General features: G+C 61.7%; 10 protein-coding genes. 5 read left to right on the forward strand and 5 right to left on the reverse strand.

Annotated elements, in window-relative coordinates; genetic code table 11:
• Nucleotides 1-31: 31 nt before the first annotated feature.
• A complete protein-coding gene (gene mmsB, locus DQW91_RS03980; RefSeq protein ID WP_112662220.1) occupies nt 32-916 on the reverse strand; it encodes a 3-hydroxyisobutyrate dehydrogenase in 885 nt (294 codons plus the stop codon).
• A 77-nt stretch (nt 917-993) separates the two neighbouring features.
• Nucleotides 994-2,148, reverse strand: a complete 1,155-nt coding sequence (locus tag DQW91_RS03985; protein ID WP_112662458.1) for an isobutyryl-CoA dehydrogenase — start codon at nt 2,146-2,148, stop codon at nt 994-996.
• A gap of 364 nt (nt 2,149-2,512) precedes the next feature.
• Here DQW91_RS03985 and DQW91_RS03990 point away from each other — a divergent pair, with 364 nt between their 5' ends.
• Both DQW91_RS03990 and DQW91_RS03995 read left to right on the forward strand, forming a co-directional pair.
• Nucleotides 2,513-4,366 (forward strand): sulfatase-like hydrolase/transferase, encoded by a 1,854-nt coding sequence (locus DQW91_RS03990; RefSeq protein ID WP_157961332.1) that lies wholly within the window; start codon nt 2,513-2,515, stop codon nt 4,364-4,366.
• 44 nt (nt 4,367-4,410) lie between these two features.
• Complete coding sequence (locus DQW91_RS03995; protein WP_112662222.1) at nt 4,411-6,546, forward strand: sulfatase-like hydrolase/transferase; 2,136 nt, start codon at nt 4,411-4,413, stop codon at nt 6,544-6,546.
• Nucleotides 6,547-6,782: 236 nt separating this feature from the next.
• Here DQW91_RS03995 and DQW91_RS04000 read toward each other — a convergent pair whose 3' ends face one another.
• Together DQW91_RS04000 and DQW91_RS04005 are read right to left on the reverse strand one after the other, a co-directional pair.
• Nucleotides 6,783-7,388 (reverse strand): hypothetical protein, encoded by a 606-nt coding sequence (locus DQW91_RS04000; protein ID WP_157961333.1) that lies wholly within the window; start codon nt 7,386-7,388, stop codon nt 6,783-6,785.
• Between the two features lie 7 nt (nt 7,389-7,395).
• Entirely contained in the window at nt 7,396-8,892 is a 1,497-nt protein-coding gene (locus DQW91_RS04005) for a CoA-acylating methylmalonate-semialdehyde dehydrogenase (protein WP_112662224.1), read from the reverse strand.
• Between the two features lie 97 nt (nt 8,893-8,989).
• On the opposite strand from DQW91_RS04005, the gene DQW91_RS04010 reads away from it, so the two are divergent.
• From DQW91_RS04010 to DQW91_RS04020, 3 genes are all read left to right on the forward strand, one after another.
• Nucleotides 8,990-9,880 carry a LysR family transcriptional regulator gene (locus DQW91_RS04010; RefSeq protein ID WP_112662225.1) on the forward strand — a complete coding sequence of 297 codons (891 nt, stop codon included), beginning with the start codon at nt 8,990-8,992 and terminating at the stop codon, nt 9,878-9,880.
• 144 nt (nt 9,881-10,024) lie between these two features.
• Nucleotides 10,025-10,996 (forward strand): transaldolase, encoded by a 972-nt coding sequence (gene tal, locus DQW91_RS04015; RefSeq protein ID WP_112662226.1) that lies wholly within the window; start codon nt 10,025-10,027, stop codon nt 10,994-10,996.
• A gap of 1 nt (nt 10,997) precedes the next feature.
• Nucleotides 10,998-11,570: a cysteine hydrolase family protein gene (locus DQW91_RS04020; protein WP_112662227.1), complete on the forward strand. Its 573-nt coding sequence runs from the start codon at nt 10,998-11,000 to the stop codon at nt 11,568-11,570.
• Between the two features lie 93 nt (nt 11,571-11,663).
• On the opposite strand, the gene DQW91_RS04025 is transcribed toward DQW91_RS04020, so the two are convergent.
• A complete protein-coding gene (locus DQW91_RS04025) occupies nt 11,664-13,343 on the reverse strand; it encodes a thiamine pyrophosphate-binding protein (protein ID WP_112662228.1) in 1,680 nt (559 codons plus the stop codon).
• Nucleotides 13,344-13,469 lie beyond the last annotated feature (126 nt).

Genomic DNA, 13,469 nt, shown 5'->3' on the forward strand with positions numbered 1-13,469 from the left:
TCCTCCCAGCGCAACCGCCGAAGCGAATATCTCAGGCCGTGCGGCCCCGCAGGAAATTGATGATGGCGGAGAAATCCTCGCCCCCGTGACCGTCGCCGTTGAAGAGGGCATAGAGTTGGGCCGCCTCGGCCCCCAGAGGGGTCACCGCGCCGGTATCGAGGGCCGCGTCCTGCGCGAGCTTGAGGTCCTTGAGCATCAGCGCCGCCGCAAAGCCCGGCTGGTAGTTATTGTTGGCGGGCGATGTAGGCACCGGCCCCGGCACGGGGCAATAGGTGGTGAGCGACCAGCACTGGCCGGACGAGGTCGAAGCTACGTCGAACAGTGCCTGGTGGGAGAGGCCCAGCTTCTCTCCAAGCACGAACGCTTCCGCGACGCCGATCATGGAAATGCCGAGGATCATGTTGTTGCAGATCTTGGCGGCCTGCCCCGCTCCGGCCTCGCCACAATGCACGATCCTTTTGCCCATGTGCGAGAGAAAAGGCTTCGCGCGCTCGAAGGCTGCCTCGGAGCCGCCCGCCATGAAGGTGAGCGTCGCGCCCTTCGCGCCGCCGACACCGCCGGAAACCGGCGCATCGAGCGATAGAAGGTTTCGCTCTCGCGCCAGAGCGTGCGCCTTGCGGGCGCTGTCCACATCGACGGTCGAGCAATCGATCAGGAGCACATCATCCTTAACGATAGGGATGATGGTGGACCACACCGAGAGTACATGCGTGCCCGCGGGCAACATGGTGATGACGACATCCGCATTGCGCACGGCATCGAGCGCCGAGCCGACGACCGTGACCCCATCCGCCCGCGCCTGATCGCACGAGGCGGGCGAGAGATCGAACCCGATCACCTCATGATCTGCTTTCACGAGATTGGCGGCCATGGGTCCGCCCATGTTGCCGAGGCCGATGAACGCGATGGTGGTCACACTTTCCTCCCGGGCTGATGGCGTTGAGTCTTTGCGCAGCTTCCTCCCCGCAAAAGGGAGGGATGAGCGCTTTGTTGTTATCGCGGAGTGTTCCCCCGTCCTATGAGATCGCGCGCCACGATCAGCCGCATGATCTCGTTGGTGCCTTCCAGAATTTGATGAACGCGCAAGTCGCGCACGATCTTTTCGATGCCGTAATCGGCAAGATAGCCGTAGCCGCCGTGAAGCTGCAGCGCTTCGTTGGCGACGGTAAAGCCGGTGTCGGTGGCGAGGCGTTTCGCCATTGCGCAAAGCTTCGTCGCATCTGGCGTCTTGGCATCGAGCGCGGAGGCGGCGCGCCACAGGAAGGTGCGCGCCGCTTCAAGTTCCGTCGCCATGTCGGCGAGGCGGAACTGGAGTGCCTGAAAGTCCGCGATTCGCTTGCCAAAAGCCTTGCGTTCGGCGGTGTAGGTCAGCGCCTTGTCGAGCGCCGCCTGCGCACCGCCGAGCGAGCACGCGCCGATGTTGAGACGCCCGCCATCGAGCCCGGACATGGCGATCTTGAAGCCCATGCCTTCCTCTGACAGGCGGTTTTCGACGGGCACGCGCACATTCTCGAAGATCACAGCGCGGGTGGGCTGCGCGTTCCAGCCCATCTTCTTCTCATTCGCGCCGAAGGAGACGCCGGGCGTGTCCTTCTCGATCACGAGAGTCGAGATGCCGGAAGGGCCATCCTCGCCCGTGCGCACCATCGTCACGTAGATGTCGGAGACGCCTGCGCCGGAGATGAACTGCTTGACGCCGTTGACGATGTAATGATCGCCGTCGCGCACCGCGCGCGTCTTCAAGGCGGCCGCGTCCGAGCCGGAGCCTGGCTCCGTCAGGCAGTAGCTGCCGATCTTCTCCATCGTGCACAACGTCGGCAGGAAGCGCTGGCGCTGTTCTTCCGAACCGTAGCGGTCGATCATCCACGAGACCATGTTGTGGATGGACAGATACGCCGACACGGCGGGGCAGCCCGTCGCGAGCGCCTCGAAGATCAGGGCCGCATCGAGCCGCGTCATGCCTGAGCCACCGACATCCTCGCGGGTATAGATCGCCGCCATGCCGAGCGCCGCCGCCTCGCGCATCACATCGACGGGAAAGTGCTTCTTCTCGTCCCATTCGAGGGCGTAAGGAGCAATGTTGTCCGCCGCGAAGGCGAGAGCCATGTCGCGAATGGCGATTTGATCGTCGGTGAGAGAGAACTGGATCATGGTTCTAAAATCGTCCCGACATGGGCGGTTCGGGCACCCCGACTTTGGATCTAGGGCAGGGAACCACGAAGTTTTTATGTGGGTAGTCGGATAAACTAGCTATACTATAGCGAATCGGTTTCGAGGGGCTATGATTCGACTATTCATTTGCAATCGCCTGGTTCCGGCATTTCTGGTTTTTTCAAGTTCTGGACTGATCGCGGCTCTGTTCTTCTTTCAGAACCCGGTCGAGCTCTATCTCGGAAATAGCTCCGAGTTTGTTCATCCAGTTCTCGCGGCGATTAAATTTTACCTGTATTGGGCCGCTCTTTTCGTTTCTGCGCCCCTATTAGCGGTGTTTTTTCTCCCGCGGAGGCTGGCCTTGTGGGCCGCGTCCGTTCTTGCGGGCCTGGCCATTGCGTTCTGGATCCAGAATTCCTTCTTTGTGAATGATTTCGGGAGGCTCGACGGTCAAAACTGGTCGCTGGACGTTCCGGTTGTCGTCTTTGCGATGGAAACGCTCGGCTTTGTCCTGGCGTTGATTGGCGGGTTCTTCCTGGCGAAGGCGCGGCCACGGCCCGTCGCGATTGCACTTTCGGCATTGTTTTTGGCGTCCCTTGCCACCACCATCCTCAGCCTCGGGCGGCAGGATCTTTCCTCCCGGAAGACCGACGACGGTCGGGAGGCAGTTTACAACTTCTCGCGGGATCGGAATCTCCTGGTGGTCCTGCTCGATTCCATGCAATCCGACTTTCTGGCGGAGCTTGCGGAGGAGGATCCCAGAATCAAGACGGCCTTGGAGGGGTTCACGTACTTTCCTGATACGGCCGGGGTCTCCACGTCCACTTACCTTGCCGTTCCGACGATTCATTCCGGGCAGGAATATGCGGAAGGAGCGTCGATCACGGAGCATTACCGCAAGACGATCGTCGAAGGCTCCTTCATCAACAAACTGGCGAGGGAAGGTTTTCGATCTTCAGTGGTCGGCACATACAAGGGGGCCTGCCCCAGCGAGGCGAAAAGCTGCACGGATACGCGCAGCGCTCTCTATGGAGCGGAGAGCAAAGCGCGGGAAGAGGCCGCGACTTTGTTGAATTTGAGCCTTCTGAGAATCGCGCCCCTCCCGCTCAAGACAGCCGTCTACAATGACGGCAATTGGCGTTTGGCCTTCGAGAGCGGGCTGTCCGGCGCCGATTACCAGTCGGCCATTGTCGGTAATCGTATCATGACCGGGATCGGCGGCGGTCTTCGAGTCGATGACGGTGCACCGACGGTCAAGTTCATTCATCTCATGAGCACGCACCTGCCGATCGTGCTTAACGGCCGCTGCGAGTACACCTCCAAGCCCCAACCCGTCACACGCGCCAACTTCAAGGATCAGGTCCGCTGTGCGCTGTTCGCCTTCTCGACTCTGGTGGAGGGTCTGAAACGGGAGGGTATCTTCGATAAAACAGCGATCATTCTGCTTTCCGATCACGGATCGCATGGCGGATGGCATCACACGAAGAGCGATGGAAGCGAGGACATTCCCTCGCATCTCGTCGGCGTCGCCAACCCGACGCTTGCCGTAAAGCCGATGAAGGCTCAAGGAGCGATGCGGGTCTCGGACCATTCCGCCAGCATGATCGATGTGGCGGCCACCGCTTGCGATCTCATGTCCGCCTGCACAATGGATTTCGGCTGGTCTGCCTTGAAGGACGGCTCGCCCCGCACTCGCCGCTTCCTGTCCTATACCTGGGCGCGGAACATGGGCGACGCGGACGAGGTTGCCGATATGGTCACGTACGAGATCCGGGGCCCGTTGCTCGACGTTGCGAATTGGACACGGCTTTTGAACCCGTACTCGCCGGGAGACAAGATTTCCTTCGCGAAGGATGGGAACGCTCGCGCATTCATCGGCCGAGGGTGGGTCTTAGATGCATCGTTCAAAGGCTATCGCATGAACGGGCCGAGGTCTGACGTCATGTTTCGCCTCGCGCAAAGCCCCAAAGAGAATCTCAGCTTGCATTTCCGCGCCGCGAGAGGAGAACCGGGGCAACGGTTCAGCGTCTCTGTCAATGGCGAGGCGATCGGCGAGGTGCGGTTCGCCGATACGACTGACGAGCAAGAGTTTCAATTCACCGTACCCGTAGGAGCCTTAAAGGAGAACGCCGAACTGTTCATTCAGCTCAGGCCGAACGATGCCGGCGCGACTTCGGGATTGAAGATGCGCTGGATGATGCTCTCGGGGACGTAGTCAAGAACTTCAATCCAAGAAGCCGCCGGGCTCAGATCATCGCCATGTCGAGAGAACAGCTCGAAAATCGGATCGAGGTGAGAATATTGCGACGCTACTTCATGGATAGACTGGTATATTTCGCTTTGGCCTTGTCGGGTGCAGCCTTGGCCTGCACGATCGTGTTCTTTCAAGGCCCGGCCGATCTTTACGGCGGCAATGCGGAAGAATTTACATATTCGCTTTCTTCGTCCTTTGAGATCTTCGTGCCTTGGGGATTGGCGTGCCTGCTCGTTCCATCGGCCTTGGTTCTGGCGATGCCGCGCCGGGTCATGCCCTGGCTTGCGGCGGCGATTGCCGCCTTGTCCGCGATGGTTTGGGTTCAAAGCGCTTTCCTTCTCCATGATTTCGGCATCCTCGACGGCCAATCCTGGTCAATGGAGGTGGCAACGCCTCGCCTTGTCGTGGAAACGGCCGGTGTGATTCTTCTCTTTGCGGTTTCCATCCTCGTTGCGAGAAGGCGCCCGGGTCCTTTCGCTGTCGGGCTTGGCGCTCTTGCTGCCGCGATTTTTGTGTCGGCAATCTTTGCTCAAACCGGCGTTGCAACAAAGCAGGAGAGAACATCGACGCAAACCGGGAGCCTTTACAGTTTTTCTCCCGAGAAGAACCTGCTGGTGATTTTGCTGGATTCGATGCAGTCCGATTTTCTCGGAGAACTGGCCGTCGAAGACATCCGTATTGGAAAGGCGCTTGAAGGGTTCACCCACTTCCCCGATACGACCGGCGTCTCATCATCGACCTATCTTGCCGTACCAACCATCCATTCTGGCGCGGAATACGCGATTGGGGCGTCGATCAGCGAGCATTATAAAGAGTCGGTCGTCGAGGGGTCCTTCATCAATCGGTTTGCGAAAGCGGGTTACAGGACCAGCATGATCGGCCCCCTTCTCGGCACATGTCCGCAAGAGGCCGCCCTATGCGTGGGATCCGCGGCCGCGCTGCATGGCTGGGAAAGCGAGAAGCTTGGCGAGGCAGCCAAGCTGTTGAACTTGAGTCTGTTCCGTGCCGCGCCGCTCGCCCTGAAGGAGTACATCTACAACGGCGGCAACTGGCGTGTCTCATTTGGGCAAGGCGATTCCCAGGAGAGCACACAAGAGGCTGTTATCGGCAACCGGATCATGGAAAAGCTGGGTGAGAGCGCCGCAATGGACTCGCCTGTGCCGACGGCGAAGTTCTTCCACCTGATGAGCACGCATCTGCCGATCATTTATAACGATAAATGTGAGCTCGTTTCAGAGCCGCTTCCGATACGGCGCGGCAATTTCAAAAACCAGGTCAGATGTGGGCTTCTCTCTTTTGCCTCTCTGGTCGAGGACCTGAAGCGCGACGGTCAGTTCGACCGCACGGCAATCATCCTTCTCGCCGATCATGGGGCGCACGGCGGCTGGCCGCATCCTTCGGCTCCGGGAAGTGAGGATATCAGGTCCTATCTCGTTGGTGTCGCGAATCCGGCGCTGGCGGTGAAGCCGCTTCGTGCGACGGGACCGATGAAGACTTCGAACCGGCAGGCCAGCCTGACCGATATCGCCGCGACGGCTTGCGATCTGATGTCGGATTGCGAGGCGGATTTTGGACGCTCTGTTTTCGCGGAGGATGACGCTCCGCGGGTGCGGCAGTTCCTGTCCTATACCTGGGCGCGCGGGCTGACGGGAGCGGACGCTCTTAACGACATCGTTTTGTACAAGATTGATGGGCCGTTGTTCGACGTCGCCAATTGGGAGCGGATCGTAAATCCTCTCGCACTCAATGAGCGCGTTCTTTTCAGCAATGGCGGCAATGCGCGCGCATTCGTAGGCCGAGGCTGGGCTTACCGGATGGACAACGATGGAATGACAGCGCGAGGCCCCAAATCGGAAATTCTGTTCCGCCTGACGGATGCCGATGAGGACGACCTTGTCTTGCGTCTCGCAGCTATGAGCAAAATACCCGGTCTGAAAGTCTCGATGCGGGTCAATGGAACGAAGATTGGCACCATGACCTTCGATGAGGCAGGGGCCAAGGAATTTTCCGTTGCCTTACCGCGCGAGACGCTGAGTGAGGGCGATAAGATCCTGTTGTCTCTGGAACCTTTGAGCGGCCCAAGCGAGCCGAACAAGGAATCCGGATTCAAGGTGCAAGAGATAATCGTTAAGCCGCGATAGGCAGCCTTTAAGCGCCTGCGCATCGCGTCGGACCTTGCAGGTTCGGCAGCTCCGGTACGGTCACATGACTGCCTGCCCGGAAGGTTCTCGGCAAAGCCCGGACCAGTGATACGAAAACCGCCGCTCCCGGTGTGAGAGCGGCGGTGAAGAAACTCCCTAAGAAGGCTTTCAGGCCTTTCTCACTTCATCGTCGGAATGGAGACTTCCGCGCCTTCCTTGATGCCGGATGCGACCGGTCAAGGCCGCCGAGCCTTCTTGAGGGCTCTGATTTCCCGTCTCAGCGCGTTTCTGAAGAGCGCGTAATCGTAATCAAGCTCGGAGCGGCTTGGCAAAGCTTCATCAGTCAGCTGCAGCGGGGGCAAGTCCCAACAGGGAGGGATTTCGCCATCCCAATCGGTTTTTTCACCTGTCGCACTCTTGATGATCTTGCTCACTGAAGCCGCGAAAAACACAGCTGTCGCTTTGCTCGCCTCAAAGTTTCGGATCGTCTCTTCAACTGGGCAATCTTCCGCGCAGGGAATGGAGGGATACCAGACGATCTTGGTATGGGGCCCGCCATCTCCCTTGAACCATTCGAAGACGTCGTACGTGATCGCATAGACACCACCTCGGTTCGCGAAGGGGATGTATTCAGCAGAAGCAACGCGGCCGAGAAAGATCGATTGCATTCCCGCAATGCGTTCCCGGGCATATACCGAAGCTGCCTTGGGGGCTTGCCCGAAGGATTTGAGCTCTCTCGAGTAGGGTGGGATCGGACATTGCAACGCCTGAACCGGCCATGCGAAAACCGCCGCTCCCAGGGTGAGAGCGGCGGCGAGAGAATGTCGTGACAGGGTCTTCAAACCCAACTCACTTCATCGTCGGAATGGAGAATTCCGCGCCTTCCTTGATGCCGGACGGCCAGCGCGAGGTGACCGTCTTGGTCTTGGTGTAGAAGCGGATCGCGTCGGGGCCGTGCTGGTTGAGGTCGCCGAAGCCGGAGCGCTTCCAGCCGCCGAAGGTGTAATAGGCCAGCGGTACCGGGATCGGCACGTTGATGCCGACCATGCCGACATTCACGCGCGCCGCGAAATCGCGGGCGGCGTCGCCGTCGCGGGTGTAGATCGCAACGCCGTTGCCGTATTCGTGGTCGGTCGGCAGGCGCAGCGCCTCTTCGTAATCCTTGGCGCGCACGACCGAGAGAACGGGGCCGAAGATCTCTTCCTTGTAGATCGTCATGTCGGTCTTCACCTCGTCGAAGAGGCAGCCGCCCATGTAGAAGCCGTTCTCGTAGCCCTGCATCTTGAAGTTACGGCCATCGACCACGAGCTTCGCGCCTTCCTTGACGCCGGTGTCGACATAGCCGCGCACCTTGTCGAGATGGGCCTTGGTGACGAGAGGGCCGAAATCGGCGGACGGATCGGTGGAGGGGCCGACCTTCAGGCTCTCGACGCGCGGAATGAGCTTGCTCATCAGCGCGTCCGCCGTGGCCTTGCCGACGGGAACCGCGACCGAGATCGCCATGCAGCGCTCGCCCGCCGAGCCGTAGCCCGCGCCGATCAGCGCATCGGCTGCCTGGTCGAGATCGGCATCGGGCATGATGATCATGTGGTTCTTCGCGCCGCCGAAGCACTGCGCGCGCTTGCCCGTCGCGGTCGCGCGGGAATAAACGTATTCCGCAATCGCCGAGGAGCCGACGAAGCCGACGGCCTTGATGTCACGGTCGTCGAGGATCGCATCCACCGCTTCCTTGTCGCCGTTGACGACGTTGAGAATGCCGGCGGGAAGGCCCGCTTCCATCATCAGTTCGGCAAGGCGCATCGGCACGCCGGGCGCGCGCTCGGAGGGCTTGAGGATGAAGGCGTTGCCGCAGGCGATGGCGGGTGCGAGCTTCCACAGCGGGATCATGGCCGGGAAGTTGAACGGCGTGATGCCGGCGACGACGCCGAGCGCCTGGCGCATCGAATACATGTCGATGCCGGGGCCCGCGCCTTCCGTGTACTCACCCTTCATCAGGTGCGGAATGCCGGTGCAGAACTCGGCCACTTCCACGCCGCGCTGAATGTCGCCCTTGGCGTCGACGATGGTCTTGCCATGCTCGCGGGCGAGGAGCTCCGCCAGAGAGTCGTTTTCCTTGGCGATGAGTTCGAGGAACTTCATCAGCACGCGGGCGCGGCGCTGCGGGTTGGTGGCGGCCCAGGCGGGTTGCGCGGCCTTGGCGTTCTCCACCGCCTGGCGCAGCTCGTCCTTGGTGGCCAGCGCGACCTTGGCGATCACCTCGCCGGTCATCGGCTGAAAGACGTCGGTCGTGCGGCCCGACTTGCCGGCAACGTGCTTGCCGCCGATGAAATGTCCTACTTCGCGCATGGCATACTCCTCCGGAATTGTTGGTGCTCTGTTTTACCTTTGTCGAAAACGCACTTCCATAGGTGAAAACGAAGCGACGCTGTGCAAAAATGCCAATATGAGCCACTTCGATTGGGACGATCTCCGCTTCTTCCTCGCCGTCGCCCGCACCGGGCGGCTGACGGTGGCGGCGCGCCGCCTTGAGGCGGACCATACCACGGTTTCCCGCCGCCTTTCCGCGCTGGAGGAGGCGCTCCAAACCAAGCTCTTCGAGCGCAGGCCCCAAGGCTACAGCCTGACGGAGCAGGGGGAGCGGCTGCTCGCCAGGGCCGAGAGCATGGAGAGCCAGGCCCTGAGCGCCGCCAGCGAGATCGGCGGGGCGGACCTCGCCGTCAGCGGCACCGTGCGCGTCGGCGCGCCGGACGGGCTGGGCACGTATTTTCTCGCCGCCGAGCTTGGGGGCCTCGCCGAGCGGCACCCCGAACTGACGATCCAGCTCGTCGCGCTGCCGCGCACCTTCTCGCTCTCCAAGCGCGAGGCTGATATTGCCGTGACGGTGGAACAGCCGACGGAAGGGCGGCTCGTCTCGCGCAAGCTCACCGATTACCGCCTGCGCATGTACGCCTCCGCGCAATATCTGGAGCGCCACGGCGAGCCGCGCACGCTCGAGGATCTCGGGGGTCGGCTGCTTGTGACTTATGTGGCCGATCTCGTTTACAGCCCCGTTCTGCATTATGCCGTCGGTCTCGAAAAATTCGGCCCGCGCCACTACGAATGCGCCAGCGTGGTCGCCCAGCTCGAGGCCGTGCGCGCGGGCGTCGGTATCGGCATCCTCCACGATTACGCGGCGCGGCAGCACCCGGAACTGAAGCTCGTGTTGCCCGAGGTTTCCTTCACCCGCACCTATTGGATTGTCACCCACGCGGACGTGCGCAGCCTTCACCGCATCGAGACCGTTCATGCGTTCATGCTGGAGCGGGTGAAGGCGAACCGGGCGTTGTTTGTGTGAGGTTTGCGAAAACTTGCATGAGGCGCTCGGCCTGCCTTCTTCCCACAAGGAGGGAGAATGAGTGTCGCGCCGCATTCGGGCACGCAGTACTTCACCTTCCGGGCCGAACGGTCTAAGTCTGTCGCAGAAAAATGGAGTTCCCCGATGGCTTCCAAGCTTGACCAATTGCGCGCCATGACCGTCGTCGTCGCCGATACCGGCGATCTCGACGCGGTGCGCCGCCTGAAACCGCAGGATTGCACCACAAACCCGACGCTGCTGCTCAAGGCGGTCGAAAATCCGGCCTATGCCGCCATCGTCGAGGAGGCGCTGGCCTGGGGGCGCAAGCAGGGCGGTTCCAAGGAGGGTGTCGTCGCGGCGATCTGCGACCGGCTTGCCGTCGCCTTTGGAGCGGAACTTGCCAAGATCGTGCCGGGCCGCGTCTCGACGGAGGTCGACGCCGACCTGTCCTTCGACACGCAGGCGAGCGTGGAGAAAGCACGGGCCATCATCAAGGCTTACGAGGAGCACGGCATCGGGCGCGAGCGCATCCTCATCAAGATCGCCTCCACCTGGGAGGGCATCCGCGCGGCGGAGGTTCTGCAGAAGGAAGGCATCGACTGCAATCTCACGCTGCTCTTCGCGCAGGTGCAGGCACAGGCCTGCGCGGAAGCGGGCGTCTTCCTCATCTCGCCCTTCGTCGGTCGCATTCTCGACTGGCACGTGAAGGCGGGCGGCGGCCCCTACACGGGCGAGACCGATCCCGGCGTGCTCTCCGTGCGCAACATCTACGCGTCCTACAAGGCGCAAGGCATCAAGACGGTGGTGATGGGCGCATCCTTCCGTAACATCGGTGAGATCGAAGCGCTGGCGGGTTGCGACCGCCTCACCATTTCGCCCGCGCTCATCGACGAACTGGCGAATGCGCAAGGTGAGTTGCCGCGCAAGCTCTCCGCCGACAACGTGGCAAAGATCGCGCCATTGCCGCGCCTCGACGAGAAGGCGTTCCGCTTCGCATTGAACGAGGATGCGATGGCGACGGAAAAGCTCAGCGAAGGCATCCGTGCTTTCGTGAAGGATTTGCGCTCGCTCCGCGCGCTCGTCGCGAAGCACCTCGACACGGCGAAGGCGGCGTAAAATGGCAACGGCGCTCATCGTCATCGACGTCCAGAAAAACATTCTGGCCAGACCCGGCGGGGAGCGTCCAGTGGTTCTTGACCGGTTCGACGCGGTGCGTGCGCGCATCGCGGGGCTGGTCGATGCCGCGCGGCACGCGGACGCGCCGGTCATCTTCATTCAGCATGACGGGGCACAGGGGCACAGGCTTGAAACCGGCTTACCGGGATGGGAAATCTGTGAGGATCTGGGCCGGGTTTCGAGCGATACGGTTGTTCGCAAGGCGGCCTGCGATTCGTTTTATGAAACGGATCTTCAATCGGTCCTGGCACGACAGGGCATCACCCATCTCATGATCGTCGGGCTCATGACGCAGTACTGCGTCGATACGACCTGTCGTCGAGCCGTCAGCCTTGGATACGACGTGACGCTCGTCGCAGATGGGCATACGACAGGTGACAGCGGGGTATTCACTGTCGAGCAGCTCGTGGAGCATCATAACGCGCTTCTCGACGGGTTCAGTGCAGGTGCGGCGACGATTTCCGTCATGCCTGCGAAGGATGTGACCTTCGTCCACAACGGAGCGGCGGCTTAAGAGTGGTGCCGCTTCAGTCCTGAGAAGGTCGCGGAGTGCTCGTCTTGCGGCCCTCCTCAGGATGAGGCTGTGTATTCGTCCTGCTTTCGCCGGTCACTTCTTCTTCGCCTGCGCCTGCTCGCGGATTTGGCTTAGCGACAGGCTCGGCGTGATGGCTTCCGGATCGAGGATGCAGTGGAGGATCGCCGGCTTGCCGGAGGTCAGCGCGCGTTCAAGCGCGGGGCCGAATTCCTCTGTCGTCTCGACGCGCTCGCCATAGCCGCCGAAGGCCTTTGCGTAGGCTGCGAAGTCGGGGTTCTTGAGCATCGTCGCCGAAACGCGGCCCGGATACTCGCGCTCCTGATGCATGCGGATGGTGCCGTACATGCCGTTGTCGAGAAGTACGACGAGGATGGGGAGGTCATATTGCACGGCGGTGGCGAATTCCTGCCCGTGCATGAGGAAATCGCCGTCGCCCGCAAAGACGACAACCGTGCTGTCCGGCTGAACGCGCTTCGCGCCGACGCCCGCGGGCAGGCCATAACCCATCGAGCCCGATGTCGGCGCAAGCTGCGTGCCGTAGGCGGTGAAGGGCCAGAAGCGATGAACCCAGGTCGCGAAATTGCCCGCGCCGTTGCAGAAGATGGCGTCCTTCGGCAGAACCTTCCGCAGATGCGTCATCACCTCGCCCATCTGCAGGCGGCCCGGAAGGCGGATCTTCGCCGGGTCGCTCCAGGCGAGATAGTTGTCGTGCGCAGTCTTCGTGCCCGCGCTCCACGCCAGCGTTGCGGGCGGATGCACGCTCTCCAGCGCCGCCGAGAACGCGACGGGCGAAGCGTTGATGGCAAGGTGCGGACGATAGACGCGCCCGAGTTCGCCGCTGTCAGGATGCACATGAACGAGCGTCTGCTGCGGCGTGGGAATGTCGAGCACCGTATAGCTCTGACTCGGCACTTCCGACATGCGCCCGCCGACGAGGAGAACAAGATCGGCTTCCTTGATGCGCGCGAGAAGCTTCGGGTTCACGCCAAGGCCGAGATCGCCCGCGTAAGAAGGATGATCGGCGGGAAAGAGCATCTGGCGGCGGAAGGTGCAGGCGACGGGTAGCTCGAACCGCTCCGCGAAGCGCACGAACTGCTCGACCGCGACAGGCGACCAGCGGCTTCCGCCGATAAGGGCGATGGGGTTCTTCGCGCCATGCAGAAGCTTCTGCAGTTCCGCCATCTGGCCAAGGGAGGGATGCGTTTCGATCGGCGCATAGGCGGGCGCGTCGGCGACCGCCGCCATCTCCGTCAGAACATCTTCCGGCAATGCGATGACGACGGGGCCGGGGCGACCGCTCGTCGCCACATGGAAGGCGCGGGAAATGATTTCGGGAAAGCGCGCCGGGTCGTCCACTTCCGTCGCCCATTTGGCGAGGGGGCCGAAGGCGGCGCGGTAGTCGAGTTCCTGAAAGGCTTCACGCTCGCGCATGCCACGCTCGATCTGGCCGACGAAGAGGATCATCGGCGTCGAATCCTGCTTGGCGATGTGGATGCCCGCCGAGGCATTGGTCGCGCCGGGACCGCGCGTGACGAAGCAGATGCCGGGACGTCCGGTAAGCTTGCCGTGCGCTTCAGCCATCATCGCCGCGCCGCCTTCCTGGCGGCAGATGGTCACCTCGATCGAGGCATCATGCAGCGCGTCGAGCGCCGCGAGATAGCTCTCTCCCGGCACGCAGAAAATGTGATCGACTCCGTGGACGAGAAGCTGATCGACCAGGATCTGGCCGCCGGTGCGGGAACGCGCAGTCATGAGAGCCTCACGGCGTAGGGAAGAACTATGGAAAGGCTTGGGACGAAGCCCAGGACAGCTTGAGGATATCCTGGGGAGAAAGCGTGGAAAAAGCGGCCGGATCGCTCCGGCCGCCTGATGTCATTC

It is taken from the genome of Microvirga flavescens (genome assembly GCF_003290125.1).
In the GTDB taxonomy this organism is placed as follows: domain Bacteria; phylum Pseudomonadota; class Alphaproteobacteria; order Rhizobiales; family Beijerinckiaceae; genus Microvirga; species Microvirga flavescens.

Excerpts from the sequence above, each read along its gene's own strand:
- DQW91_RS03995 (WP_112662222.1), top strand. The coding sequence starts at position 4,411 with ATGTCGAGAGAACAGCTCGAAAATCGGATCGAGGTGAGAATATTGCGA.
- DQW91_RS04005 (WP_112662224.1), bottom strand. The coding sequence starts at position 8,892 with ATGCGCGAAGTAGGACATTTCATCGGCGGCAAGCACGTTGCCGGCAAG.
- DQW91_RS04010 (WP_112662225.1), top strand. The coding sequence starts at position 8,990 with ATGAGCCACTTCGATTGGGACGATCTCCGCTTCTTCCTCGCCGTCGCC.
- tal (WP_112662226.1), top strand. The coding sequence starts at position 10,025 with ATGGCTTCCAAGCTTGACCAATTGCGCGCCATGACCGTCGTCGTCGCC.
- DQW91_RS04020 (WP_112662227.1), top strand. The coding sequence starts at position 10,998 with ATGGCAACGGCGCTCATCGTCATCGACGTCCAGAAAAACATTCTGGCC.
- DQW91_RS04025 (WP_112662228.1), bottom strand. The coding sequence starts at position 13,343 with ATGACTGCGCGTTCCCGCACCGGCGGCCAGATCCTGGTCGATCAGCTT.